The sequence below is a fragment of the Wenxinia saemankumensis genome (genome assembly GCF_900141735.1).
Lineage (GTDB): Bacteria > Pseudomonadota > Alphaproteobacteria > Rhodobacterales > Rhodobacteraceae > Wenxinia > Wenxinia saemankumensis.
The window spans coordinates 32,272-57,659 of sequence record NZ_FQYO01000008.1; the positions used below are offsets into that span (position 1 = coordinate 32,272).

Annotated in this window: 20 protein-coding genes; 4 read left to right on the forward strand and 16 right to left on the reverse strand. The window is 71.5% G+C overall.

All coding sequences use genetic code 11. The annotated features are described in order from the left end of the window. The first annotated feature begins 57 nt into the window (after positions 1-57). Positions 58-1,272: a nuclear transport factor 2 family protein gene (locus tag BUE30_RS16730; protein ID WP_073334198.1), complete on the forward strand. Its 1,215-nt coding sequence runs from the start codon at positions 58-60 to the stop codon at positions 1,270-1,272. 180 nt (positions 1,273-1,452) lie between these two features. Here the strand turns inward: BUE30_RS16730 and BUE30_RS16735 are convergent, their stop codons facing one another. The 7 genes from BUE30_RS16735 to BUE30_RS16765 all read right to left on the reverse strand — a co-directional run bounded on the left by BUE30_RS16735 (position 1,453) and on the right by BUE30_RS16765 (position 9,227). Continuing rightward, complete coding sequence (locus BUE30_RS16735) at positions 1,453-3,351, reverse strand: right-handed parallel beta-helix repeat-containing protein (protein ID WP_083601461.1); 1,899 nt, start codon at positions 3,349-3,351, stop codon at positions 1,453-1,455. 5 nt (positions 3,352-3,356) lie between these two features. After that, positions 3,357-4,424, reverse strand: coding sequence for an acyltransferase family protein (locus BUE30_RS16740; protein ID WP_244526398.1), 1,068 nt, complete (start codon positions 4,422-4,424; stop codon positions 3,357-3,359). Further along, positions 4,421-5,587, reverse strand: a complete 1,167-nt coding sequence (locus BUE30_RS16745) for a glycosyltransferase family 4 protein (protein WP_073334199.1) — start codon at positions 5,585-5,587, stop codon at positions 4,421-4,423. The genes BUE30_RS16740 and BUE30_RS16745 overlap by 4 nt, the downstream gene beginning before the upstream one ends. Then, positions 5,584-6,642 carry an NAD-dependent epimerase/dehydratase family protein gene (locus BUE30_RS16750; RefSeq protein WP_073334200.1) on the reverse strand — a complete coding sequence of 353 codons (1,059 nt, stop codon included), beginning with the start codon at positions 6,640-6,642 and terminating at the stop codon, positions 5,584-5,586. Before BUE30_RS16750 ends, BUE30_RS16745 begins: the two co-directional genes overlap by 4 nt. Beyond that, positions 6,639-7,505, reverse strand: a complete 867-nt coding sequence (locus tag BUE30_RS16755) for a WecB/TagA/CpsF family glycosyltransferase (RefSeq protein WP_244526399.1) — start codon at positions 7,503-7,505, stop codon at positions 6,639-6,641. The genes BUE30_RS16750 and BUE30_RS16755 overlap by 4 nt, the downstream gene beginning before the upstream one ends. A gap of 175 nt (positions 7,506-7,680) precedes the next feature. Then, entirely contained in the window at positions 7,681-8,358 is a 678-nt protein-coding gene (locus BUE30_RS16760; protein WP_170865666.1) for an FkbM family methyltransferase, read from the reverse strand. Positions 8,359-8,366: 8 nt separating this feature from the next. Next, positions 8,367-9,227 carry an O-antigen ligase family protein gene (locus tag BUE30_RS16765; protein ID WP_425303938.1) on the reverse strand — a complete coding sequence of 287 codons (861 nt, stop codon included), beginning with the start codon at positions 9,225-9,227 and terminating at the stop codon, positions 8,367-8,369. A gap of 696 nt (positions 9,228-9,923) precedes the next feature. Between BUE30_RS16765 and BUE30_RS16770 the strand changes: the two genes are divergently transcribed. From BUE30_RS16770 to BUE30_RS16790, 3 genes are read left to right on the forward strand one after another with little or no spacing between them, the layout of a single operon-like run. Then, a complete protein-coding gene (locus BUE30_RS16770) occupies positions 9,924-11,147 on the forward strand; it encodes a polysaccharide biosynthesis/export family protein (RefSeq protein ID WP_083601456.1) in 1,224 nt (407 codons plus the stop codon). After that, the gene (locus BUE30_RS18110) at positions 11,147-13,465 is read left to right on the forward strand and encodes a glycosyltransferase family 4 protein (RefSeq protein ID WP_244526400.1); all 2,319 of its coding nucleotides are present in this window, start codon (positions 11,147-11,149) and stop codon (positions 13,463-13,465) included. The genes BUE30_RS16770 and BUE30_RS18110 overlap by 1 nt, the downstream gene beginning before the upstream one ends. Further along, positions 13,462-15,636, forward strand: coding sequence for a GumC family protein (locus BUE30_RS16790; RefSeq protein WP_073334206.1), 2,175 nt, complete (start codon positions 13,462-13,464; stop codon positions 15,634-15,636). Before BUE30_RS18110 ends, BUE30_RS16790 begins: the two co-directional genes overlap by 4 nt. On the opposite strand, the gene BUE30_RS18115 is transcribed toward BUE30_RS16790, so the two are convergent. The 9 genes from BUE30_RS18115 to BUE30_RS16835 form a co-directional block, all read right to left on the reverse strand. After that, entirely contained in the window at positions 15,633-16,040 is a 408-nt protein-coding gene (locus tag BUE30_RS18115; protein ID WP_244526401.1) for a response regulator transcription factor, read from the reverse strand. The two genes, BUE30_RS16790 and BUE30_RS18115, sit on opposite strands and share 4 nt — an antisense overlap. 548 nt (positions 16,041-16,588) lie before the next feature. Then, the gene (locus BUE30_RS16800; protein ID WP_212590728.1) at positions 16,589-17,590 is read right to left on the reverse strand and encodes a hypothetical protein; all 1,002 of its coding nucleotides are present in this window, start codon (positions 17,588-17,590) and stop codon (positions 16,589-16,591) included. Between the two features lie 38 nt (positions 17,591-17,628). Continuing rightward, positions 17,629-18,801, reverse strand: coding sequence for a DegT/DnrJ/EryC1/StrS family aminotransferase (locus BUE30_RS16805; RefSeq protein WP_073334213.1), 1,173 nt, complete (start codon positions 18,799-18,801; stop codon positions 17,629-17,631). After that, complete coding sequence (locus BUE30_RS16810) at positions 18,798-19,790, reverse strand: SDR family NAD(P)-dependent oxidoreductase (RefSeq protein ID WP_073334214.1); 993 nt, start codon at positions 19,788-19,790, stop codon at positions 18,798-18,800. The genes BUE30_RS16805 and BUE30_RS16810 overlap by 4 nt, the downstream gene beginning before the upstream one ends. Before the next feature lie 10 nt (positions 19,791-19,800). Next, positions 19,801-20,913 (reverse strand): DegT/DnrJ/EryC1/StrS family aminotransferase, encoded by a 1,113-nt coding sequence (locus BUE30_RS16815; protein ID WP_073334216.1) that lies wholly within the window; start codon positions 20,911-20,913, stop codon positions 19,801-19,803. After that, positions 20,910-21,938 (reverse strand): Gfo/Idh/MocA family protein, encoded by a 1,029-nt coding sequence (locus BUE30_RS16820; protein WP_073334218.1) that lies wholly within the window; start codon positions 21,936-21,938, stop codon positions 20,910-20,912. The genes BUE30_RS16815 and BUE30_RS16820 overlap by 4 nt, the downstream gene beginning before the upstream one ends. Beyond that, the gene (locus tag BUE30_RS16825; RefSeq protein ID WP_073334220.1) at positions 21,935-22,471 is read right to left on the reverse strand and encodes an acyltransferase; all 537 of its coding nucleotides are present in this window, start codon (positions 22,469-22,471) and stop codon (positions 21,935-21,937) included. The genes BUE30_RS16820 and BUE30_RS16825 overlap by 4 nt, the downstream gene beginning before the upstream one ends. A gap of 419 nt (positions 22,472-22,890) precedes the next feature. Further along, positions 22,891-24,348 carry a lipopolysaccharide biosynthesis protein gene (locus tag BUE30_RS16830; protein WP_073334222.1) on the reverse strand — a complete coding sequence of 486 codons (1,458 nt, stop codon included), beginning with the start codon at positions 24,346-24,348 and terminating at the stop codon, positions 22,891-22,893. Next, positions 24,345-25,355, reverse strand: coding sequence for a glycosyltransferase family 8 protein (locus BUE30_RS16835; protein ID WP_073334225.1), 1,011 nt, complete (start codon positions 25,353-25,355; stop codon positions 24,345-24,347). Before BUE30_RS16835 ends, BUE30_RS16830 begins: the two co-directional genes overlap by 4 nt. Between the last annotated feature and the right edge of the window lie 33 nt (positions 25,356-25,388).

Below are 25,388 nucleotides of genomic sequence, written 5' to 3' on the forward strand. Positions count from 1 at the left end.
GGCCGCCGCGCGCCCCCTCCCGCGCGGGGGCGGTCCGGGCAACCGACAGGAGACGCCATGACAGCCGCAGAATCCGGCTCCGCCGGGGGCGACGCCCCCAAATCCGAAGGCTCCAGATCGAACGGATCGGGCAAGGGCCGCGCCGCTGCCACCGAGGCCCCGACTGGCGAGGCGGTGCTGCAGCCCGAGCGGCTCGACTTCACCCGGATGGTGCCGACAGACCGGCCCCGGGCGCAGTCCATGCAGGGCTTCGACCCGATCTACACGGACATCGTCGATTACATCATCCGCTGCACCCACCGCATCTGGGACGAGCGGGACGTGGGGCTGATCTACACCCACTACACGCATAACTGCGTCGTCTATTCCTCGACCGGGACGGTCTACAACCGCGAGGACGTGGTCCAGAACACGATCCAGCGCCTGTGCATGCTGCCCGAGCGGCGCGGCATGGCGACCCACGTGATCTGGGGCGGCAACGACCGGGAGGGGTTCTACACCTCGCATCTGGTCACCGGGTCGGGCCGTCACACCCAGCCCGGGCCCTGGGGCAAGCCGACGGGCCGGACCTTCGTCGCGCGCACCATCGCCGACTGCATGGTCTTCGAGAACATGATCTACCGCGAATGGCTCGTCGTCGATGCCATGGCGCAGCTCCAGCAGGTGGGCGTCGACGTCCAGGCCTTCGCCGAGAACATGGCGCAGACCTATTTCGACAAGGGCCTGCTTACCCTCGACATCGGCGAGACGCGGCGCCTGATCGGGCAGTACCCGCCCGAGGCGGAGGCCGACACCTCCATCGCGACGACCGACCTGGAACGCGAGACGCTGGAATGGATGCACGCCGTCCACAACCAGCGCATGTTCGGCCGGATCAAGGACGTCTACGCCCCGACCGTCCAGTGGCACGGGCCGCTGATGAAGGAGCTCTACGGCATCGCCTCGGTCATGCACCAGACGGTCGGCCTCTACGGCTCGATCCCCGACGGCGCCTTCATGCCGCAGCACATCTGCTCGGTCCCCTCGGACGAGGGCGGCACCAAGGTCGCCGTGCGTTGGCTGATCGAAGGGCATCACCTCGGCTGGGGCATCCTCGATTCGCTCGGCGCGCCGACGGGCAAGCGGGTTCAGGTAATGGGCATGACCCATTTCCATTACAAGAACGGCCGCATCGTCGACGAGTGGACGAATTACGACGAGCTGTCGATCCTGATGCAGGTGAAGCTGGCACAGATGGCCGACAGGCCGAGCGCCGTCCTGGCCGACATCTGAGCGGCGCGCCCGCGCGCTTCCACCGCCGCCCCGGCCCGGCCCGGCCGCGGGCGGCGGTCCCCCTTCCGGGGCATCTCCCGCAGCGGTCCGCGCTGCTGCCGGAAGGGCGATAACCGGACGGGCAGGACAGGTCATCGGGAGAGGCCGACGGGCCCCGTCGGCCCGTCGGCGCGAGCCTTTCTAATGGGTCGATCCGTCCTCGCCGCGCCGCACCGGCCCGTCGATCGACGCATCGTCTCCCGCCGCGAGGAATCGGTTGGGGCCGATCGTCACGTAACCGGTGCCGTGGTCCGGGGCGTTCACGTGGATCGTGCAGCCTGCGGGGCCGACCTCGGCGACGTTGTCCAGGATCGTGTTCGGCCGGGCCCAGTCCGGGCGCCAGCCGCGCCCGGTGGCGTCGTCGACGCGGACCGGGCAGCCGGCCCCGCCCACGATCAGGTTGTCCCTGACCTCGTTGCTCCACCCGCCGTTGATGCCGATGCCGGCGACGTTGCCGTCGAGCCTGTTGCCGGTGATCGCGACGCCGCTGGCCCGCCCGTCGAGATAGATGGCCCAGCTCACCGGGCCGGGCCATTCCGCGAGGTTCTCGTATCGCGGCGGCCAGAACGTGCCGTCCGGCCGCACCATCAGCTGGTCGGTGCCCATGACGACGTTGTCGCGGATCGCGCTGTCGAGCGGCGTCGACTGGGCGCCCATCATCTTGATCGCCCCGCCATCCGCGGTGAGCCGGTTCGCCTCGCGCACGACATTGCCTGCGATCAGGACGTCGTGGCTGGCGTCCTGGTCGCCCCAGAGCGAGCCTCCGGCGATGCCGAACTGCGCGGCGCGCTCGATCAGGTTGTCCTCGATTCTCAGGCGGGCCGCAGCCTGGAACCAGATGCCCGCGCTCTCGAGATAGACTTCGCCCACGTCGCGGATGAGGTTGCCGACGATCGCGCCGTCGTCGGAGCGGCCGAAGCTGCCGTACTCGGTGCCGAAGTAGATCGCGTTGCCGGCGACGCGGGCGATGTCGTTCTCCTCGATCGCGACCGACCCGCTCTCGGAGACGTGGATCGCGACGCCGACGTTCCGCAGGACATTGGCCGCGATGCGGATCCTGGCTGACCGCTCGACCCGGATCGCGCCGAACCCGCGCATGTCGGTGCCGAACTTGCCGCTGCCCTGGGGCGCGCCGTCGCGAAGCGTCAGGCCCGCGATGGTGATGTCGGAGGTGTCGACGAGATGCAGGAAGATCGGAACGACGGCGACCGTCACGCCCTCGGGGGCGGTGCCGGGGGCGGAAAGGTAGTGCAGCAGCCTCGCGTCGTCGTCGAACCACCACTCGCCGGGCGCGTCGAGGAACGATTCCGCGCCGGTGAGAAAATACCGGCTGCCCGCGCCGGTGAAGAAGTAGCCGGTGCCCTGCACCTGCACGACGTCGCCGTCGATCCGCTCGACGGGCAGGGTGTCGCTGCCCCACTGGCTGCCGGGCAGAAACCCGCCGGTGACGTGCACCACCACGCCGATGGGGTCGCCGACGGGCGGCAGATCGCCGGGCCGGGCGCGGAACCGGACGTTGCCGAGCGGCGCATCCTCGGGGGACGGCGGGACGACGAACAGCCAGCCGCCGCGGGGGTCGTGGTCGGCGGGGGCGTCGGGGAACCGCGCCTCCTCCTGCCGGTCGCCGCCCAGGAACACGCCGCGGACCACGGATCCGGGCGGCAGCTGGACCGGCGCGATCCAGTGGCCGGGGGCGATTTCGGTCCAACCTGTAACGGCGGGGCCGCCATGCAGGACCGGGTGCTCGCCCGCTTCCGCCTCGAGGGTCAGGCCGGCATCGCGGGAATCGAAGGTCACCGGCGCCGACAGGTGGTAGCCGCCGCCGCGCAGCACGATCCGGTCCGGCCCGGGGCTCCGGCGCGCTGCGTCGCGGGCGGCGTCCAGGGTGGCGAGCGGACCGTCGTTGAGGCCGGCCGATGGTTCGGGCTGCCGGCCGCTCCACCCGTCGTCGCCCAGCGGCGAGACATAGAGGATACGCGCCTCCGCTTGCCCGGCGGCCACGATGACGAGGGCCAGGACGACGGCGACGCGCCGGATCATCGGCATCAGGCCAGCGCCGCGCGCCGGGGGCGGCCGAAATGCGAAAGGAGCGGGCGCTCGACCGCGAGGTGCGTGGCGACGCCCGCAAGCATCGCGAAGACCGACAGTGCCGCCATCGCCGCCAGCGGGGGCAGTAGGTCCGCGATCCCCAGGGGTGCGAGCGCGATTGCCGCCAGATTCATCGCCGGCAGGTGCACGAGGTAGATCGCGTAGGACGCATCTCCGAGGAACACGGCGAACCGCGGCGCCCCGTAGCGCGCCCGCGCCAGCGCGGCGATCACCGCGGCGGCCGAGATCCCGTAGGCCAGCGTGCGGAGTCCCAGCGGCCAGGAAGCGAGATACTGCTCCGAGAACCCCACGGCGAGGAAGCCGGCGATGCCGGCCGCCAGCAGCGGTGCGGCGGCCCGGCGGGGCAGGCGGGGATGGGCAATCGCCACGGCGACCCCGAAGGCGAAGAGCAGGTTGTAGGGCGACAGCAGGAACGAGGCCGGGAAGGATGTGGCCGGATGGAACAGCGCCAGCGCGCATGCCCCCATCCACAGGCCGAAGAGGGCCGCTCCGATCCGCGCCCCGACCAGCAGCGCGACGAAGGCGAGGTAGAACGCCATCTCGTGCTCGAGCGTCCAGGCGATGGGCAGGATCGGGCGGGCCTCGGTCGGGACCAGCAGCAGCGAGGCCAGGACCGAGGCCGGGGCCCGCGCCGCCTCCGGGGTGCCGGCGGGCATCAGTGCATAGCCGATCAGCAGGACCGCGAGGATCGCCCAGTAGATCGGGTAGATCCGCACGATCCGGCGGCGCAGGAATCGCCCGATCCGGGCCGGCCGGCCGATATCGCGGCGGTGGACATGGGCGATGATGAACCCCGACAGGACGAAGAAGAACTCGACGCCCGCATATCCCCAGCCGAAGCCGGCCCAGGCGGTCGCGCCGTCATACAGCCGGAGGGGCAGCACGAAGCCGTCGGCATGGTAGAGGACCACCAGGATCGCCGCGACGGCGCGCCCGGCCTGCAGCGCGTCGAACCGTTCGGGGGCGCTGTCGTCGGGCCCGCCGGGCAGGGGGCGGGCGATCACCGCAACCGCTCGTAGATCTCTTCCAGCCGGCGCCGGGCGGCGTCGGGGTGGAAGCGGCCATGCGCCGAGGCGATCGCGCCCTCGCTGAGCGCGCCGTATTCGCTGCGGTTCTCCCAGAGGGTCCTCAGCCTCTCGGTCAGGGCCGTGGCGAGCGCGGCTGTCGCGCGCTCGTAGGCGTCGAGGTAGCCCGGCTCGCCATTCCGGTAGAGCCAGCGCCACTTGCCCACGACCCCGTCGTTCTCGAACGGCAGGAGATAGCCGTTCCGGCCCGGCTCGACGATCTCCGGCAGCACGCAGGTATCGGTGGCGATCACCGGCGTGGCCGAGGCGAAGGCCTCGATCGAGACGAAGCCGAACGTGTCGTGGAAGGTCGGGAAGACGAGGTAATCGGCCGCGTCCATCAGCCGGTAGACCTCGGCCGGGGGCAGGCTGCGGTGATGCACGATCCCGTCCTGCGCCATCCCTCGCAGCGAGTCCGCGACATAGGCCGCGTCGGGCGGCCCGACATAGTCCTTCGCGCTCCAGGCCAGGGAGGAGACGACCGTCGTCTCGACCGGCACGCCCTCCGCGCGCAGCCGTGCGTGGGCGCGCAGCAGTATGGGCCCGCCCTTGCGCATGAAGTCGCGGCCGACGAACAGCAGCCTGAGCCTGTCCGAGGGGCGCTTGGGAGCCGCGACGCGCGGCCGGATCGCCGGGTAGACGATCTCGGTCTTGGCCAGAAGCTCTGGCAGCCGGGAGAAGCCGGCATGCTGCTGGCGGAACTGCCGCAGGGCGTAGTCCGAGATCGCGACGATGCCGCGGCAGCGCGGCGAGAGAAGGTCCTCGCGCAACCGCTCCTCGAGCCAGGCGATGCGCCGGTCGGGCGGGGTCCGCGGCAGGTAGTCCTCGAACGTCACGACGAAGGGCCGCCGCGTGAGGCGCGGGATCGCGTTCCAGGCGTGGATCGCATCGAAGCCCGGCTCCGGCAGGAACGAGACGGAATCGGCCCAGCCGAACAAGCAGTTCAGGGGCGTCATCGCCCGCTCCACGAAGCGGGCGTTTCGCTGCCCGAGGGCGATCGTGAAATAGACGTGGTAGCTGTGCCCCGTGCGGATGCGGACCGGGCGCGGCGCGGCGAACCGGGCGCGGGGTGCCGGGCGGGCCCGGTCCGCCAGCGCCGTCATGCCGCCGACCGCGACGAGAAGGCGACCCGCGCGAATTCCTCGAAGATGGCGTCGAGGGACATCGTCAGCCGCCATTCGGGGTAGTCGCGGCGGAACCGTGCCAGGTCGGTGTAATACACGATGTGGTCGCCGACGCGGTTGGTCTCGTCCAGCGTCCATGCCAGCTCGTGGCCGGTCAGGTCGCGGATGCGGGCGATCGTCTCGAGGATCGACACGCTGTTCGCCTTGCCGCCGCCCAGGTTATAGACCGCGCCCGCCCGCGGCGCGGCGAGAAAGGCATCGAAGGCGCCGATAACGTCCCGGCTGTGGATCTGGTCGCGGACCTGCTTCCCCTTGTATCCGAACACCGTGTACGGCCGGTCCTCGGCCGCCGCCTTGAAGATGTAGGACAGGTAGCCGTGCAGCTGTGCCCCCGAATGGCCCGCGCCCGTGAGGCAGCCGCCACGGAAGCAGACGGTGCGCATTCCGAAGTAGCGGCCGTATTCCTGCACCATGACGTCGGCTGCGACCTTGCTCGCGCCGAACAGGCTGTGCTTGGACTGGTCGATGCCGAAGCTCTCGTCGATGCCGTTCGCGTAGGCCGGATCGTCGAAGTCGTAGCGGCTGTCGTTCTCGGTGAGGGCCACACGGTTCGGACCGTCGCCGTAGACCTTGTTGGTGCTCATGAAGACGAACGACGCCTCCGGCGCGTTCCGGCGCGTCGCCTCGAGCAGGTTCAGCGTGCCGAGGGCGTTGACTTCGAAATCGTCGAACGGGATCCGCGCCGCGAGATCGTGGCTGGGCTGTGCGGCGCAGTGGATCACCGCCTCGGGCCGGATTTCCGCCACCAGCGCGTCCACCGCGGCCCGGTCGCGGATGTCGATGGCGGCATGCCGGTAGGCGCGGCAATCCCGCTCCAGCAGCTCGCGCTGCCAGGTCGTGTCGCCGTCCCCGCCGAAGAACGTCCGGCGCATGTTGTTGTCGACGCCGACCACCTGCCAGCCGAGGCCGTCGTAGTGCCGCGCCGCTTCCGATCCGATGAGGCCGGCACTGCCGGTGACGATCACCCGTTTCATCTGTCGCTCCGCGAGAAGGTTTCCGGCGCGGCCCACTGGCGGGCCAGGGAGAGTAGGAAGCGCGTGTTGGTGACCGCGTAGCGCCGGACGAGGCGGCGCGGCTCCTGCCAGAGGCGGAACAGCCATTCGAGCGCGTGGTCCTGCATCCATCGCGGCGCCTGCCGCTTGGTGCCGGCGTGGAAGTCGAAGGCGGCGCCGACGCAGATCTGCGGCAGGCCGATGACATCGCGGTGGCGATGGGCGAACAGCTCCTGCCGCGGGCAACCGAGGCCCACGAAGACGAGGCCGGCGCCGCTGGCGCGGATGCGGCGCCCGAGCGCCTCGCCTTCGGCGTCCGTCAGCTCGCGGAACAGCGACGGCTCCGCCCCCGCGACGATCAGGCCGGGAAAGGCCGCCGACAGCCTCTGCGCCAGCGCGGCGACCACCGCCGGGGTCGAGCCGTAGAAGTAAACCGGCAGGCACGCGGCCGCCGCGGCCGCGCAGATCCGCAGGGTCAGGGTCGGGCCGTAGACGCGGTCGGTCAGGCCGGCCCGGTGCAGCAGGTTCAGCGCCATCCGCACCGGTTGACCGTCGGGCGTGACCACGTCGAAGGCGCCGACGGCCCGCCCCACATCCGGCCGGGTGCGCGCCTCGACCACGCCGTGCACGGCGAGGGCCGTGACCAGCAACGGCGCGCGCCGGCAGGCGGCGTCGATCACCGCCGCCACGGTCCCGTCGTAATCCGTGATCGAGACCGGCACGCCGATCACCGATCGCCGGGGGGGCAGGGCGTGTCGTGGACGCGCCATCCGGCGCGCCGGGACGGGTCGGACGAGATCGGGGTGAAGGGACGGTCTGGTTACCGGATCGCTCGCTTCGCTCATCTGACTTTCCCCGGCGGCGTCGGTGGCGCGCCCGAGATCGAGAGTGCAGGGCAGGCGGCGGCGCGGAAACTCGGCCATTCGGCCGGGGGACCGGTACCCTCCCGGTCGGGCCCGGCGCGCAGACCGGCGGCGACCTGCCCGAAAGGAGTACGCAGCCTGCGGCCAGAGCCCGGGATCAGGCGGGCGATGCGCCCGCGAGGAAGACGAAGTTGTTCCCGGCCGCCCCGGACCGCGGGTCGGCCTCCAGCGGCACGAGGTCTCCGTCGCGGCAGGTGTGCGGCCGGTAGCCGATGGGCCGGAGAAGGTCGCAGAGGCTGGCCAGCGCTTCGGGGCGGTGGCGCTCCTCGGCCTCGACGATCAGGTGCGGGCGGTCGCGCTCGAGCAGCGCCCGCGCCCCGCGCAGGACCGCCAGCTCGTGCCCCTCGACGTCGATCTTGACGAGTCCCGTGGGCGGCAGGTCGTAGCTGTCCAGACAGCGGCAGGGCACGACATGGTCGGTCGCCGCCGCGCCGGCGAGGGTGTTGCCCGCCTCGATCGTCGCCCGCCCGTCCTCGTGGCGCGCGACCGGAACCCGCAGGAGCGCCGTCCCGGGGCGGTCGGAGAGCGCGACCTCCTCGACCCTCACCCGCCGTCCGAACGCGCGGCGCAGGACGGCGGCATGCGCCGGCTGCGGCTCGAACGCCGCCACGCCGGCCGACCACCGGGCCATGTGCCATGTGTAGACGCCGGTATTGGCGCCGATGTCGACGCTCCACAGGTCAGGAGAGCAGAGCTTCGGAACGAGGCGCAGCTCGGGCTCGCCCGTCCGCCAGGCGCGCCGGGCCCGGTGCGCGACTCGTATCGGCGCCGGCACCAGCGCCCTCAGCGCGGAGGCGCCTTCGCCTCGTCCCGCGCGCGGAGCGTGACCATCAGGACCGCCGCGGCGAAGGTGATGAAGAGCATGCTGTTCTGCGACAGGAACGTGCTCTCGGTGAGGTTCATGACGAGAAAGACGCAGATCCAAACGTTCAACCATGACCAAAGCTCCTCCGGATGGCGGCGGTGCAGGATCGCACCCGCCCTGATTGCCTGCAGGATGACGGCGGCGCAGAGCAGCGCCCCCACCGCGCCGAAGCTGAGCAGCGTGTCGCGGTATCCGCTATGGGCATGCGGCGCCATCCAGTTGACCCGTGCCCAGATCGCCCAGGCCTCGCCGTTTCCTTCGGTCCAGAAGGCCTGGTACCCGTAGCCCAGCAGCGGGCGGCGCCCGATCGACTGGTCGACCAGCTCCCAGAGCGGGACGCGCCCGGTCAGCGAGACATCCTTGTCGGTCCCGTCCAGCAGGACGCCGAGAGCGGCGTCGCCGGCGACGAGGACAAGCGCCGCGATCTGTAGCCCGGCGAGGATCAGGACCACCCGGCCGGCCCCCCGCTGCCGCGCCAGCGCGGCGAAGAATAGCGCGATGGGGATGGCGGTGCCCGCGGTGACGAGGCCTGTCGCCGAGGCCGAGAGCAGCAGGCACGCCACGCTCGCGGCCAGGACCAGCAGGGCCGGCAGCACGAGGCCCGAAGCGCGGTCGAGCGCCAGCGTGGCCGAGCAGATCGCGGCCAGCGCGGCGTTCCAGCCGAGCACGTTCTTGTGGTTGAAGACGCCGCGCAGGATGGGCTCGTCCGGCATGTAGGCCCAGCCGGGCAACGCGATCGCGAAGGCCAGGCTCAGGACCATCAGCGGACCGAGCAGCATCACCAGCAGGATCAGGACCTGCCGCGGCGTGAAGCGCAGCGCCAGCACGTAGGCCAGCAGAACCGACAGCAGAAAACCGACGGCCCGCCGCACCGTCACCGACGGCGTGATCGACCAGAGGGCCGACAGGAAGGGAAGCGCCAGCAGCAGGGCGAAGGGGAGATTGCCGCGCAGGGCCGCGAGCAGATGGCCCGGCCGCCGCACCAGCAGGACGAGGGTCAGCAGGTAGACGGGCAGCAGGATGAGCTGCAGCATCCCCCGGCCGGCGGATGTGAGCTCTCCGTCCGGACCGGTGAAGGCGAGGACGGTGACGGCGCCCGACTGGATCGCGAGCGCGACGAGGACCGCCGCGACCTCGAACGTGCGCCAGCGGATCGACAGGCCGTCGAATCGCAGCCCCGCCCGCGTCGTCATCGGCCGCGGCCGTTCCGCAGGGGGGGCGGCGACCCGGGGATGGCGCTAAACCTGTCTGGCACGGATGGCTCCTCGCATTCTCGTGCCGCAAGTCTCGCCGGTCCGGGCCCCTGCGCGGCCTTCGCCTCTTCGGCGTGCGGTCCTCCGCCGAATGGCGGTGCCGGCTTACGCCGTTCGGACGGACGCGGCCGAATGGCTGCCCGACCTGCCCGGTTTCGGGAGGGCGGGGACGCGGCGCACCGGGGCTAGCCTCGGCGGGCAACGGATCAGCGAGGCGCCGCCATGCACCGCCCCCCCATTCCCCGGCGCCGCGGACCGAGCGGGCAACTGGCGCTTTCGCTCCTGCTGGCCGCGATGCCGGGGCCGGGCCGGGCGCAGGATGCCGCGCCGCTCGCCGTGGAGCGGGGCGACGTCCTGTCGGTCTCGGTGCTCGAGGCGCCGGAACTCGCCCGCGAGACGCGGGTGGATGCCGAGGGTCGCATCGTCCTGCCGGAAATCGGCCGCGTCGCCGTCGCGGGGGGAACCATCGACGACGCCAGGCGATCGATCGAGGCGGCGCTGCGCGCGGCCGACATCATCCGCTCGCCGACCGTGATCGTGGAAGTCGCCGCCTATCGTCCGTTCTATGTCGGCGGTGCGGTCGCTGAGCAGGGCGCGGTGCCCTACGAGGTCGGCCTCACCGTCCGTCACGCCCTCCTGCTCGCCGGGGGGCTGGATCGCGGCGAGGGGGGGGGCGCCCTGTCCCCGACCGAATTCATCGAGATGAACGCGGAATGGCGGGCCACCACCTTTGCGCTATTCGAGGTCGACAGCCGGGTCGCCCGCCTGCAGGCCGAACTCGAGTTGCGCTCAGACATGGCCGCACCAGATGCAGCGGAGGGCGGACGCGACGAGGCCCGCGCCATCGCCTTGCTCGACGCAGAGCTGCTGTCGGACCGGCTGGCGATCCGGTCGGCCGATCAGGAGCATTTGCGCGACCTGATGGCCGCCGTGGAGTTCGAGCTCGACGTTCTGGCCCGCCAGAGCGCGAATCTCGACGAGGCGGCCGCGCTGCAACGCGAGGATCTCGAGAATGCCCGCCAGCTTCTGACGAGCGGTCTCACCTCGCAGCCACGGGTCCGCGAACTCGAACGAGAGCAGCTCCAGCTGACGCGCGGCCAGCTCGACGTGCAGGCCTATACGGCGCGGGCACGGCAGAACGTCGAGACGATCGGTTACGAGCTGGAGAGCGCCGATCGCACGATGCAGATCGGTGTCCGTGCCGCGCTGCGCGACGCGACGCTGGAACGGGCGCGGCTCGCCGCCGAGCTCGAGACGATGGCCGCAAGGCTCGTGGCGGCGGGCATCCGGCTGACCGACGATGCCCGGCTGTCCCCCCTCGATCCCTCGGTGCGGATCCATCGCCGCGTCGGTGGGCAGGAGGTGACGCTGGAGGCCACGATGAGCACCGAGATCCTGCCCGGCGACATCCTCGACGTGGCGATAGCGGTGCCGCCGCAGGGATGATGGACGGCGCCGGCATCACGACCGCCGAGGATGTCGCGGTCCCGTGGACCGGGCCGGGGGCGAGGCCCCCCGGCGCGATCCGGCCGCTGCTGCTCGGCACCGATCTCGAGGACTACACCATTGCCTTCGCCAACGGCCTCGCCCGGCACGTGCCGGTGATCCTGTGCGTTCCGCGGCGCCAGTTCGAGGGGCTGGCCGACTGGTTCGGCGAGGGTGTCGATCTCCGCCTGCTGGACTGGCCCCGCCACCGCAGCGCCGCGAACCTCCGCTTCCTGATGGCGCTGCGCCGACTGATCCGGGCCGAGCGGCCAACGGTGATCCACCTGCTCAGCAACAACACGCTGTGGCTGAACCTGCTGGCGCCGGTCCTGCGGGGCACGCCGATCGTGACCACGGTGCACGACGTCACCGTACATCCGGGCGATGTCGAGACCGCGCGCCTGCCGGACTGGTCGACGCGCCTGATGGCCCGGCAGGCGTGCGACCTCGTCGTGCACGGCGCGGCCCTGCGCCATCATGCCGCCGCGCGCTTCGGCAAGCGAGAGGGGCGGGTGCACGTCCTGCCTCACCCGGCCTTGCCGCGCTATGCCGAGCTCGCGCGCCGGGCGGGGCTCCGGCGCCGGCCCGCCGGTTTCACCGTCCTCTTCTTCGGACGGATCTACGCCTACAAGGGCCTCGACCTGCTGATGCGGGCCGAGGCGCTGGCGCGCGGCGTTCCGGACCTGCGGGTCGTGATCGCCGGCCGCGGCGACGATCCCTGGCAGTTCCGCGACCTGATGGGCGATCCCGGTCGCTACGACATCCGCCGGCGCTACATCCCCGACGCCGAGGTGGCACGGCTCTTCCTCGACGCCGATGTCGTGGCGCTGCCCTATGCCGAGGCGTCGCAGAGCGGGGTGCTGCACGTTGCCGCGACCTTCGGCATCCCGGTGATCGCGACCGATGTGGGCGAGTTGGGACAGACGGTCCGGGCCGCCGGGCTCGGTTCGGTCGTGGCGCCGGGCGACGCGCCGGCCTTTGCCCGGGCCATCGCGCGCTTCGCTTCCGACCCGGACCTGCGGCGCGTTTGCGGCGGCCGGGCGCTGGCATGGGCCGAGGGCGAGACGGAACCGGCCCGGGTGGGGGCGGAGGCGCTGGAGCTGTATCGCAGCATCGCCGCGAGGGCTGGGGGCGGCATCCCCCCGGTCCGGCACTACGCCGCCGGCGGGACCGAGCATGGCGGCGGTATCGGACGCTGCGTCGGCTACGTCACGGCCGCCGCGGCGGAGGCGGGGGTCCGTCACCTCGTGACCGACACGCGGGGCCCGCGCTGGTCGCCGCTCGCCAGCCCGCCGCGGCTCGGGCTCGCGATGGCGGCGATGGCGCGCGACCGCATTCTCGCGCCGCGCCGGATCCACCACCTTCACCTCGCCGGCCGCGGCAGCACCCGGCGCAAGCTGATGCTGGCATCGCTGGCGCGGGCGCTGGGTGTCCGCCATATCGTGCACCTGCACGACTACGACTACGCCGCCGATTTCGCCGCGCGCTCGCCGCGCGATCAGGCACGGGTGAGGGCGATGTTCGGCGGTGCCGACGCGGTGATCGTCCTGGGGGAAGGGGACCGACGGCTTGCCGTGACAACGCTGGGCGTCGCACCCGGACGGGTCGCGGTCCTGCCGAACGCCGTGCCGGATCCTGTGCCGGATCCTGTGCCGGATCCCAGGCCGGATTCTGTGCCGGATCCCGGGCGGATGGAGGACGTGCCGGATCGCCGGCCCCGCCTCCTCTTCCTCGGCCGGCTGGGCGAGCGCAAGGGCGTGCCCGAGCTGCTCGAGGCGCTGGCCGGGCCGGACATGGCAGGGCTGGACTGGACCGCCGTCCTCGCCGGGGACGGGCCGGTCGAGGATTATCGCAGGCGCGCCCGTGCGCTGGGCCTGGGCGAACGGGTGCGGATGCCCGGCTGGCTCGACGCCGACGACACCGCCGCCCTCTGCCGGACGAGCGACATCCTCGTCCTCCCGTCCCATGCCGAGGGCCTGTCGATGGCCCTGGTCGAGGGGCTGGCGCACGGTCTCGCCGTCGTCGCGACCCGTGTCGGAGCCCACGGGGAGGTGATCGAGGACGGCGTCACCGGCCGCGTCGTTCCGGTCGGCGACGCGCCGGCCCTCGGCGCCGCGCTCGCCGATCTGGTCCGCGACGGCGCGGCCCGCCGGGCCCTGGGGCGCAATGCCCGCGCGCTGTTCCTCGCCCGCTTCGAGATGACGCGATACATGTCCCGGCTCGCCGGGATCCATGCCGCAGCCAGCCAACCCGCTCCTCGCCCCGGAACTCCAGAATGACACAGGTCGACCGCATCCCCCGTCCCCTCGCCATCGCTCCGCCGCCGCCGGCCGGCGGCGGAGACGACGACTGGCTCGACCTGCAGGCGCTGTTCCGGGTCGTGCGCCGTCGCTTCTGGCTGATCTTCGTCGTCGCCTCCGCGGTGATGCTGGCGGCGGTGCCGCCCATCCTCGGCATGAAGAAGGACTATGCCGCCGTCGCGCGGATCCTGATCCACGAGCCGCTGCCGGCCGCCTTCGCGTCGTCGGCGCTCACGGCGGACGAGGTCCTCAACCTGACGACCGAGGGAGAGCGTCTGCTGTCGCGGACGATCTCCCTCGGCGTGGTCTCGGAGCTGGATCTCGCATCGCGGCCGGAATTCAACCCGGCCCTGACCGAGCCTTCCCTCGTCGAAAGGGTGCGGGACTCGTTGCGCGGTCTGTTGTCGGCGGGGACGGTCGCACCGCCGCAGGGCGATCCGATCGATCTGGTTCTGCAATCCTACCTCGGTCATCTGAGGATCGCCCGCGCCCCGGGATCGGATGTCGTGAGCATCGGTTTCGTTTCCCGCGACCCCGAGCTCGCAGCCGACGTGCCCAACACGCTGATCCGCGTCTACCTCGACGAGCGCGAGCGTCAGATGGCGGCCCGGATGATGCAGGCCGAAGCCTGGCTGCAGGGCCGGATCGACGATCAGGAGGACCGGCTCGAGGCGGCCGAGGCGGAGCTCGACCAGGCGCGCATCGAGACCGGCGACCTGCTGGTCGATGCCGAGGACGCAGCCGCCCTCCGCGCCGACCTCGCCGCGCGGCGCGCCGAGATCGAGCGCCGTCTGACGGAGCTGACGACGCGCCTCGCCGAGCTGGCGCAGGCCAGCGGACTGACGGCGCGCATGATCGCCGCCGATGTCGATCCGCAGCTCGGCCGCGACCTAGCCGCGGAGCGGGCCGGTCTGGCGCGCCTGCAGCAGCGCTACGGCGCGGCCCATGCCGAGATCGTCGCCGCGGAGGCACGGATCGCCACGCTCGAATCCTCGGCGGAGGCCGAGACCGAGCGGCAGCGTCTGCGCATGGAATCGGACCTTGCGGCGCTCGACCGGCAGGAGGCCGTCATCCTGGGCGATTTCGAGGCCGCCCGCGACGCGATGGCCCGCGCCCGGCAGATCGACATGGGGCTCGTGCAACTGCAGGAAGCCGTCGATGGCGAGAAGGGCGCGCTCGACCGTCTGGGCGAACAGCTGCGCGCGGTCCGTGCCGAGGCCGAGCTGCCCCCGGCCGAGATCGAGGTGCTGTCGCCGGCCTCGGTTCCGATGAACGCCGAGGGACGCGGCCGGAGCTACTACATGGCGGTCGCCGCAATCGCGGCGGCGCTGCTGGCGCTGACGGTGGCGTTCGGGGTCGAGATGGTCGACACGACGATCCGCAGCCAGCAGCAGCTCTCCCGCATCCCGGGCGCACTCCCCGCGGGGCTGGTTCCGGAGCTGCCGCGCGGCATCCTCCGGCGCCGTCGCAGGAACCGCCTGGCCCGGCTCTACCGCGACAGGATCGAGGCGGTCCTCCTCGCGCTGGAACAGCGGGTCAACCAGACCGTGCCGCAAAGCCTGATGGTCACGTCGGCATTGCCGCGCGAAGGCAAGTCGACGCTCGCCGGTTCCCTCGCCGACGAGCTGGCGGCCTCGGGACGCGCGGTTCTCCTGGTGGACGCGGACCTGTCCGGCGGCCGGCTGCACGAGCGGTTCGCGGCGCCCGCCTCCCTGGGACTGGCGGACTACCTCGCCGGCACCGCGAAACTCGATCAGGTCATCCGTCACGACAGGGCATCCGGCGTGTCCTTCATCCCGCGCGGGACGATCACCGGGCGACGGCTCTTCGACCGGGAGCTTGCCCGGTCGCTCGTCGCTTCGGCCGCCGCGCGCGGGCAGGTCGTCATCTTCGATGCCACGCCCGTCCTCGTCGCCAACGAGTCGCTGATGCTGGCCGGGCTCGTCTCGCGGACGCTGCTCGTCGTGCGGTGGGGCCGCACCCAGCGGGCGGCGGTCGAGGCAGCGGCGGAGCGGCTGTCGCCGCGGGGCGGGCAGGAGGTGGACGTCGTGATCGCCCGGGTCGATCTGCGCCGGCACGCGCTCTACGGCTACCGGGACGCGGGGATGCTCGCCCGGTCGCTGCGCCGCTACCATGGGCGCCGCGTCTAGAGGTCGGCGTTCGGAAGGATCGCGTTCAGCTTGAAGGCCGCCTCGGTCCGGTTCGTCGCCTTCACCTTGCGCATGATGTTGCGGATGTGGACCTTAACCGTGCTCTCGCACATGTTGAGCTCGTAGGCGATCGTCTTGTTGGCCTTGCCCCGGCGCAGGGCATCGGCCACGGCGGCCTGACGGCTTGTCAGGCATTCCGCGTCCGATTGCGGCGCCGCTTCGGCGGCGATCGAGCTGCGCAGCCGGGCCAGGCTCTCGTGGCGCAGGAACACCCCGCCCGAAGCGGCGAGCTTGGCCGCCTCGACAATGCCGTCGATGCCGAGACTGGTCGGAATGTAGCCCGCGGCGCCGGCATCCATGGCGGCGATCATCTGATGCACGTCGTCGTACGGGGCCAGCACCACGACAGGCGACCTTCCACGCAGCTGGATCAGCGCCTGGAATTCGCTGTTTACGTCCGGGTCGGAAAGCCTTCGACTACCGACATGGAATAGGACGGCCCACGGAGGATTGTCCTCGCTGGCCTTTCCGTATTCCGCGACAGAAGAATACCCGAGGGTCACGAAACGGGGATGGAGCAATTCTATGCTTCTGACGAAACATTCCCGTTCCAGGCGCCGGGGGTCGATAAGCGCCACGTAGTCCCTGTCCCCTGTAGGCGGATTTCCCCAATTGCAGAATTCAGCATCGGCGGGAATATCGAGTCCGTCGACGTCCTCATGTCGTCCCATCGTAACCACCCCGGCCCGGTTGGGCTTCCTGCGTAGCCGGACCACGAAGGTCCGTCACGCACACCCTCTCCACACAATTGTTAATGATACTCCTTCGATGCGCCGTCCGATATAAGGCAGACTACGTATATGAAAATGGACTATTCTTCTTTCGGTTGCTCCAATTGACAACCTCAAGTTGAATTGACGCGCAAGCTCGATTCCACCGGCAAGGGCGCCGGTCAGGCGATTGCGGGCGATCTGGGAGGTGCGCAGAGGAGCTCGGCGATTCCGTCCGCGGGCAGGGCGGCGCCGCAGCGTACGAGCTCGGCGGCGCGGAGTCCACCGGCCTGGAGCCGCACCATCGGCTCGTGACCGAGATCGCTCAGCAGCACGGCCATGTGCCCCGGTGCCGGCGCCGCCGGCGGCCAGACCGGCCCGGGCCAGGCGCGGCGGGCCGCCTCCCTGTCGATATCGCCCCAGAACTGCGCGAGCAGCGCCCCGGGGGCGGGGGCGGCCAGCCGCCGCAGCGCCGTCTCGTCCAGCGGGGGGCTTCGCGCCGGGTCGAGCGCGACCACCACGGCGTCGGGCGCCTCGGCATCCGGGGGACCGGCGACCCGGTCGATGCGATCGACCGTGCGGGGGCGCGCCCCGGCCTCGATCAGGCCGCGCTCGAGGAACGGCCGGAACGGATTGTCGCAGACGAGCGCGACCCGCGCGCCGGACAGCGCGAGGCCGGCATCCCTCAGCATCGCCGCCAGGAGGGGGCCGAGGAACGGGAAGACCCCGACATCGGGGTGCCGCTCGTTCACCGCGGCGACCGGAATCGCCCGGGCGCGGCATGCTTCGAGATCGAGATCGGTGGCCCGGAACTCCCAGGCCTCGAACATGAGGGCGATCACCGCGCGCGCCGGCAGGAGCGAGATCGTCGCGGCGGTGATCGGGCGCAGATGGCCCGAATTCGTCAGAATGTCGCAGGCGGCCAGGGTCTCCGGCGCGATCCGGCGGCCGATCGTGATGCGGTCGGCCACCCCCGCGGCCCGCGCCAGGTCCAGCGTCGCCCGAGCGGCGTCCTCGAACGTGCCATGCCGGGTCGCGCGCGCCGTCGCGTCGACCCGCGCCCCCGCCAGGGCCGCCAGGACCGCGGTGCAGGCGTAGGACCCGGTGGCGGCCTCGGTCACGACGTTCAGGCCGCGCAGATCTAGGCGCAGCGCGTCGATGCGGCGCCCCATGCTCTCGATCATGTCCCTGGGGTCCGGGGTAGGGCGGATGGCTGGGCGTGTCATGTGCCGACCGAATCCGTCCCGCGCGTCGCCGCGGAGGTGATCGCCGCCTGCAGCCGGCTGACGACGAATTGCTGATCCTCCGCCGTCATCTGCGGATAGAGCGGCAGCAGGATCGATCTCCGCTGGGCCTCTTCCGACAGGGGGAGCGGATGGCGCAAGGCCGAGGCCGCGTAGCACGGCTCGAGATGCGCGCACATGATGCCGCGCCGCGTCGCGATGCCGTCGTCGAGCATGGTCTGCATCACGGCCCTCTGGTCGACATACGGGGGCAGGCGCACGGGATAGCTCTGCCAGTTGCTGCGCGCCCAGCCGGGCTCGGTCGGGGCCTCCAGATCGGGTATCGAATTCAGGAGCACTTCGTAGCGCAGGGAGAGGCTTCGCCGCCGGGCGACGATCTCGGGCAGCCGCCTCAGCTGTTCCCGGCCGATGGCGGCCTGGATGTCGGTCATCCGGTAATTGTAGCCGGAGATCGGATATTCCTCGAACACGACCGTCGCGCTCTTGTGCCTGACGGCGTCGGGCACCGACATGCCGTGCTGGCGGGCGAGCCGGAAGAAGGCGTCGAAGTCGGGGTTCGCCGTCGTCAGCATGCCGCCCTCGCCGGTGGTCAGCACCTTGCGGGGATGGAACGAGAAGCACACGACCGCGCCTTGGGGACGACCGATCCGGGACCATTGGCCGTCGAGCAGGATCGTCGAGCCGATCGCGCAGGCCGCGTCCTCGACCACCGGCACGCCGGCGGCCATGGCGACATCGATGATCGCGCTCAGGTCGCACGGCATGCCCATCTGGTGCACGCACAGGATCGCCTGCGTCCGGTCGGTCAGGGCGGCGGCGATGCGCGACGGGTCGATGTTGTAGCCGCCCGGTTCGATGTCGACGAAGACCGGCTCGGCGCCGACCTGCCGGACGACGTTCGGCCCGGCGATGAAGGAATGGCTGACGGTAATCACCTCGCCTCCCGGTTTCACCCCGACGGCGAGCAACGCGAGGTGGAGCGCGGTCGTGCAATTGGAGACGGCGCAGGCATGGGGGGCGCCGACCTCGGCCGCGAACTCCGTCTCGAAGGCGGCGACCTGCGGCCCCTGCGAGAGCCAGCCGGACAGGACGACGGCGTGCGCGGCGTCGGCTTCTTCCCGCGCCACGAAGGGAAGGGTGATCGGGATCAAAGTGCGCTCTCCTTCAGGTCGGCTCCGGCCCGCTGGCCGCGCCACCACCCCACGAGGTCGCGGATGCCCTCGTCCAGAGGAACGCGCGCCTCGTATCCGAGGAGATCGCGCGCCAGCTCGGCCGATCCCAGCCGCCGCGGCACGGGGTTCACGGCCCGCGCGGGGTGATGCACCGGCGACAGCCCGTCCCGGCCCATCGCCCGGGCCAGCGTCGCGGCGAGATCCAGCAAGGAGGTCTCGGTTTCGCTGGCGACGTTCAGCACCACGTCGCTCGCCTCCGAGACGGCGGCCAGCACGTTGGCGCGGGCGACGTCGGTGACGTGGATCATGTCCATGGTCTGCAGCCCGTCGCCGAAGACGATCGGCGGCTCCCCCGCCTCCAGCCGCTCCATCCAGCGGACCATCACCTCGGTGTAGCGTCCGTGGACGTCCATCCGTGGCCCGTAGACATTGAAGTAGCGCAGCGCGACGTAGTCGAGGCCGTGCATGTCGTTGAACGATCGCAGCAGCCCCTCGCCGAACGACTTGGCCGCTCCGTAGAGGGTGCGGTTGGCATAGGGGGCGACCGCCTCGGTGGTCGGGAAGGCGTCGGCCATGCCGTAGACCGAGGCCGACGAGGCGAACACGATCTTGCCGGTGCGGTGCTCGACGCAGAGCCGGAACAGGTCGAAGGTCGCGTCGACCATCACCTGCATCGCCTCGACCGGCTCGGCGGCGCAATGGGTGATCCGCAGTGCCGCCTGATGAAAGACGGTGTCGCTGCCGGGCACGAGCCGGCGCATCAGCTCCGTGTCGCGGATGTCCCCGTGGACGAGATCGACGCGCCCGCTCTGCAGCGCGCCGGCGAGGTTGGCGACGCTCCCGCGCACCATGTTGTCGACGACCACGACCCGCTCGCAGCCCGCCTCGAGCAGCGCGTCGACGATGTGCGAGCCGACGAAGCCCGCACCGCCCGTCACCAGGCATCGTTGTCCGTTCAGATCGTGCATGACCGCTCCTTCAGGCGGGGGCGTCGGCGACGCCGAGGGTGACGTGGTTGACCGAGGCGATGACGGACGCGACATGAGCCGCCGGCATCTCGGGGTAGAGGGGCAGCGAAAGGGTCGTCGCCGAGAACGCCTCCGAGACCGGGAACCGGCCCCTAACATAGCCGAGTCCGGCATAGGCCGGTTGCAGGTGGACGGGCCGCGGATAGTGCATGTTGGTGGCGATCCCCGCGCGGCCCAGTTCCTCGCGCAGCCTGTCGCGCTCTTCCGCGAGGACCGCGTAGACGTGGCAGGCATGGTCGCCGCCGATCGCGGCCGGCCGGGTCAGCGGTCCGGTCAGGCCCTCCTGGTAGGTGCGGGCGATCCGGCGCCGGGCGGCGTTCCAGTCCTCGAGATAGCGCAGCTTGACGTTCAGGACCGCGGCCTGCACGGCCTCCATCCGGAAGTTGAAGCCGTGCCGGACGTGGTGGTACTTGCCGGCCTGGCCCCAGTCGCGCAGCGAGCGGATCGTTTCAGCCAGGGCGGGATCGTCGGTGGTCACCGCCCCGCCCTCGCCGCAGGCGCCGAGGTTCTTACCCGGGTAGAAGCTGAAGCATCCCATGTCGCCCCAGGCGCCGGCACGGCGCCCCGCCCGTTCGGCGCCGTGGGCCTGCGCGGCGTCCTCGATCAGGGCGAGGCCGTGGCGGTTCGCCAGCGCGGCGAGCCGCTCCATGTCGGCGAGCCGGCCGTGCAGGTGGACCGGCAGGATGGCCCGCGTCCGCGGCGTCACGGCGGCAGCCACCGCGGCGGGGTCCATCGTCCAGGTGGCGGGATCGATGTCGACGAAGACCGGCCGCGCCCCGGTATAGACGATCGCCGCGACCGTCGCGACGAAGGTCGCCGGCACGGTGATCACCTCGTCACCCGGCCCGATGCCGGCGGCCAGCAGCGCCAGATGCAGCGCCGAGGTCCCGGTATTCACCGCGACCGCATGCCTCGTGCCGCAGTAATCGGCGAACCGCGCCTCGAACCGTTCGACGGTCTCGCCGAGAACGTAGGACCCGCTGCGCAGCGTCGCCAGGGCCGCGGCCTCGATCTCGGGGCCGATTTCCCGGTACTGGGCACGCAGGTCGAGAAAGGGGATCATGATGCAAGCCTCTCCGGTCCGAGTTCCACCGGCTGGCCGCGCAGCGTCATCGATCGCGTCGCCGTCGCCAGCATGTCCACCACCCGCAATCCGCAGGCGCCGTCGGTGACCGGGCGGGCGCCGCTCTCGATGCAGCGGGCGAATTCCTCCAGCTCCGTCAGCAGCGCCTCGCGCGTGGGCAGCGCGGGGGCCGACATGTCGCCGATCCGGTACGAGACCCGGTGCTCGTGGCTGGCGATCTGGCCGGCCCTCAGCGATACGCCGCGGTCGTAGATCTTCACCTTCTCGCTCGGCTGCAGGTCGTCGTAGATGATCATCCGCCGGCTGCCCCCGATCAGCGTCTGGCGCAGCTTCACCGGCGCGAGCCAGTTCACGTTGAGATGCGCCATCGCGCCGTCGTCGAAGAACACCGACAGGTGGGCCATGTTGACCGGGCTGTTCGGGACGAAGCTCGCCCCGCTGGCCGAGATCGCCACCGGGCGAGACGGCAGGATGTGATCCATGATGGCGAAGTCGTGGACCGCGAGATCCCACAGCACGCTGACGTCGCGCTGGAACAGGCCGAGGTTCACGCGGGTCGCGTCGTAGTAGTAGACGTCCCCCAATTCGCCCGAGCCGACCAGATCCGCGATGGTCCGGACGGCCGGGGTATAGACGAAGGTGTGGTCGACCATCAGCGTCAACGACCGCCGCGCCGCCTCGTCGATCAGGATGGCCGAAGAGGCGGGCGAGTCCGTCATCGGCTTCTCGACCAGCACGTGCTTGCCCGCTTCGAGCGCGGCGCGGGCGAACTCGAAATGGGTGGAGACCGGCGTCGCCACGATCACCGCGTCGACCCGCGGATCGGTGACGAGGCTGCGCCAGTCGCCGGTGGTGCGCGTCGCCGGATGCCGTTGCTCCACCCGCGCGCGGGCCGCGGGCGACAGGTCCGCGACCATGCGCAGCGCCAGACCCTCCGTCTCGGATACCGCGCGGGCGAGGTTCGGTCCCCAGTAACCGTAGCCGATGATGCCGATGCCGATCATGCCGCCCCCCGCGCGCCGGGGGCCGTCCGCCGGCGCAGGTCGTCGGGACGGGCCCCCTCGGTCCGCCGCCGCACGTCGCCGATCACCCGGGCGGGGTTGCCGGCGACGATGGCGTAGTCCGGAACGTCGCGCGTCACCACCGCCCCGGCCCCCACCATCGCCTCGCGGCCGATCGTGACGCCGCAGACGATCGTCGCGTTGGACCCGAGCGACGCGCCGTCCGCCACGATCGTGGGCGTGCAGTCCCAGTCGTCCTCGGTCTGCAGCGCTCCGTCCGCGCGCGTCGCGCGGGGCATCAGGCCGTTGGTGAACATCACCCCGTGGCCCACGAAGACGCCCGCCCCGATCTCCACAGCGTCGCAGATGAAGGCGTGGGAGGAGATCTTGCACCGCGCGCCGATCCGGGCGCCGCGCTGGATCTCGACGAACGGCCCGATCCGGGTGCCGTCGCCGATGGTGCAGCCATAGGCGTTGACGAGGTCCGGGTAGAAGAAGATCACCCCGCTCCCCAGGGTGCAGTCCTTGATCGGCATCGGCAAACCTCCTGCGGCGCGGGCACCGGCGATGTCTTGGTCTCGTCTCTCCTGCGTAAGCGGTCTTCGGCCCGCGCGGATGTCACCAATACAGCTGCCGGGGTCCCGCCTCCGTTCGTCCGTCGGTCGCAATCGGCGGTACGCCGATGGGGCAGGGGGCCGGCGCCTACCCCTTTCGGCCAGTCTCCCCGTCCGAATGGCGCAGCGCCCGGGGCCGACCCTTTCCCCCGGGGCCCCCGGCGAGGGCGCGGCGGATGTGACCCCTGTCGCAGCGGGCCAGTCCCGCGGGCCTGCGATCCGGCGCCGCCCCGTGATCTCGTCGAGCGGCAGGGCGAGGGCAGACGCGGGCACCGGCGCGTGGCGCGCTGCTCTGGTGATCCTGACGTGAAGTTCCGGCAATCGCCGGCCGCAGCCCGAGCTCAGGCGCGGCGGACGCCGCGCGCCGGAAGCATCATCCGCAGGATTGCGGCCCCCTCCGTCCCGATCGGGTGGCGCAGGATCGCCAGCATCACGGCCCACCCGGCAGCGCCGCCGGCCACCGCCGCGGCCGTCCGGACCCAGCCGAGCGAGGATCCCTCCGGCGATGCCGCGAGGATCAGGCCCGGGATGAGCGCGGTCCCGAGGGCAAGCGCTAGGCTGTCGCGCGAGGCCCTCGCCATGTCCCGCCAGGTCAGGCCGATCGCGCGGCGGACGAAGACGAGGGCCACGCCCATCTGCAGCGGCGCCACGACGAGAGTGCTCGCCGCGACCGCCTCCAGGCCGATGGTTCCCGCCCCGATCATCAACAGCATCGACGGGGGCAGGCTGATCAGGCTGGCCCAGAGTCCGTCCCGCACCCGGCCCGCGGCGATGAGGACGGGAAAGGTCATGAAGGCCGGCGCGAGCGTCATCAGCCCCAGTGCCATCAGGCGCACCAGCGGCGCCGCCTCGACCCATTGCGGCCCCAGAAGGATGCGGACGGCCGGCTCGGCGAGAAGGGCGAGCATCGCGAGCATCGGCCACTGGACCCCCGACATCAGGGCGTGGCCCCGCAGGTAGCCTTCCTTCAGGTCGCCGCCGGCCCGGGCACGGGCGGCGAGCGCGGGCAGCACGACGGGCTGGAGGGCCGAGGTCACGGTCCGCTCGGGCAGCTGGCAGAGGGTGACGGCCCGGGCGTAGAGCCCGACCGCCTCGAACGAGAGGAGGCGGGCGAAGGCCAGCCGGGGCAGCAGCTCGTAGACCAGATTCACGAGGGTCACGCCGGTCGTGACCGTGCCGAAGGACAGGATCGGCCGCGCCTGCCGGAAGCACGGTCGGAAGAGCCCGGGCTGCGGCCGCATCGCCAGGACGAGGATCGTCAGCATGGCGCTGGAGGCCAGGGACCCCCAGACGTAGCTCGCCGGCCCGTACCCCTGGGCGCCGAGGGCGATCGTGACCGCGAAGTTGCAGGCGGCGGCGCCGACATTCAGGACCGCCAGCCGGCGGAACCGCATCTCGCGCTGAAGGAGGGCGACCTGCGGCGTGACGAAGGGGATCAGGAGGAAACCCGTCGCGGCCAGCCGCAGCAGCCCGCCCATCTCCGCCTCGCCGTAGAAGACGGCGATCGGGCCCGACATCGCGACGAGGGCACAGAAGATCCCGGCCGAGAAGACGAACGTGACGGTGAAGGCGCTCCGCAGGATCTCGGGCGTCAGCTCCGGGGCCTGCACGATGTAGGTTCCGGTCCCGAAGGCGCGGAAATTGTCGGCCAGCAGGATGACGGCGTTCGCCACCACGAAGAGACCGATCTCGGCCGGCGTCAGCAGGCGCGACATCACCGCCAGCGTGGCGATGGACAGAGCCTGGCTGGCGTAGCGATCGGCGGCCGAGGCGAGTATGCCGCGCCGGAGGACGCTCATGTCCGGTCCGGTTCTGCCGGAGCGGGCGGCGGGGACGGGGCCCGGCGCGCTATCGCGGATGCTCCGATGCGGCGGAGGCGGCGCGCCGCGCCGAAGGCGGCGTTCACGTCGATCCCGACCCGCAGGAGGGCGCGGGACAGGTCGTATTCGAGGCGCTGCGCCGCCGTCAGTCCGGCCGGCCGCTCCGCCCGCCACGCCGTCAGGGAACGGTACCGGAAGTAGAGCGCGCGCTTGCGCGTCCAGGCCCGGAACTTCCAGGGTTTCTGATCCGTCGAGAAGTGCACGATCGCGGGGCGCGCCCGCGCCGCGCGCGTCGCTGCGTATTCCGCCGGAAAGGTCCGGCGGACGAAGTGCGAATACCACAGGGTCTGAATGTTCCACCGCCGCTCGAGCAGCGCCACCCGTCCCTGCAGAACCACGTTCAGCGCATCCTGGTCGTGGTAGACGAGGGCGGCACCGCTCGTGGCCGCGAAGCGGAACAGCCGGTCAGAGATCCCCTCGCGCCGCCACTGGTCGAGATCGATGACCAGCACGCCCGAATTGACGTAGCGATGACCGGACCGCAGCCCCAGGTCGATCAGCCGCGGCTCCAGGCCCCCATGCCACCAGTCGAGGTCCGGCGCGGCCGCCAGCGGCGTGCCGGCGAGATCCGTTCGCCACAGCTCCGCCAGGTCGCCCGGCACGACGAGGTCGCAGTCGAGATAGATGACCCTGGCCACCCGGAGGGGCAGAAGATCGGGGGCGAGGAAGCGCAGGTAGGCCGCCTTCGTCAGATACTTGTCGACGAACAGCGTCTCCAGCCTTGCGTCGTCCACCCGGGTCAGCGTCAGCCGGGCCGCCGGATAGCGCTGCAGCGACTCGCGCAGCCCTGCCTCCGCGGCGTCGTCGGCATCGCAGGTGAGGACGTGGACATGGACCCCCGGCCAGGAGCAGTTCTCGAGAACGGACACCGCCGCCGTGGCGAGGTGCGGGAAATATCCGCTGTCGGCGCAGAACAGGACATGCATCTCCGTCCCGGGACCCGCCGGTCCCGCGGGCGA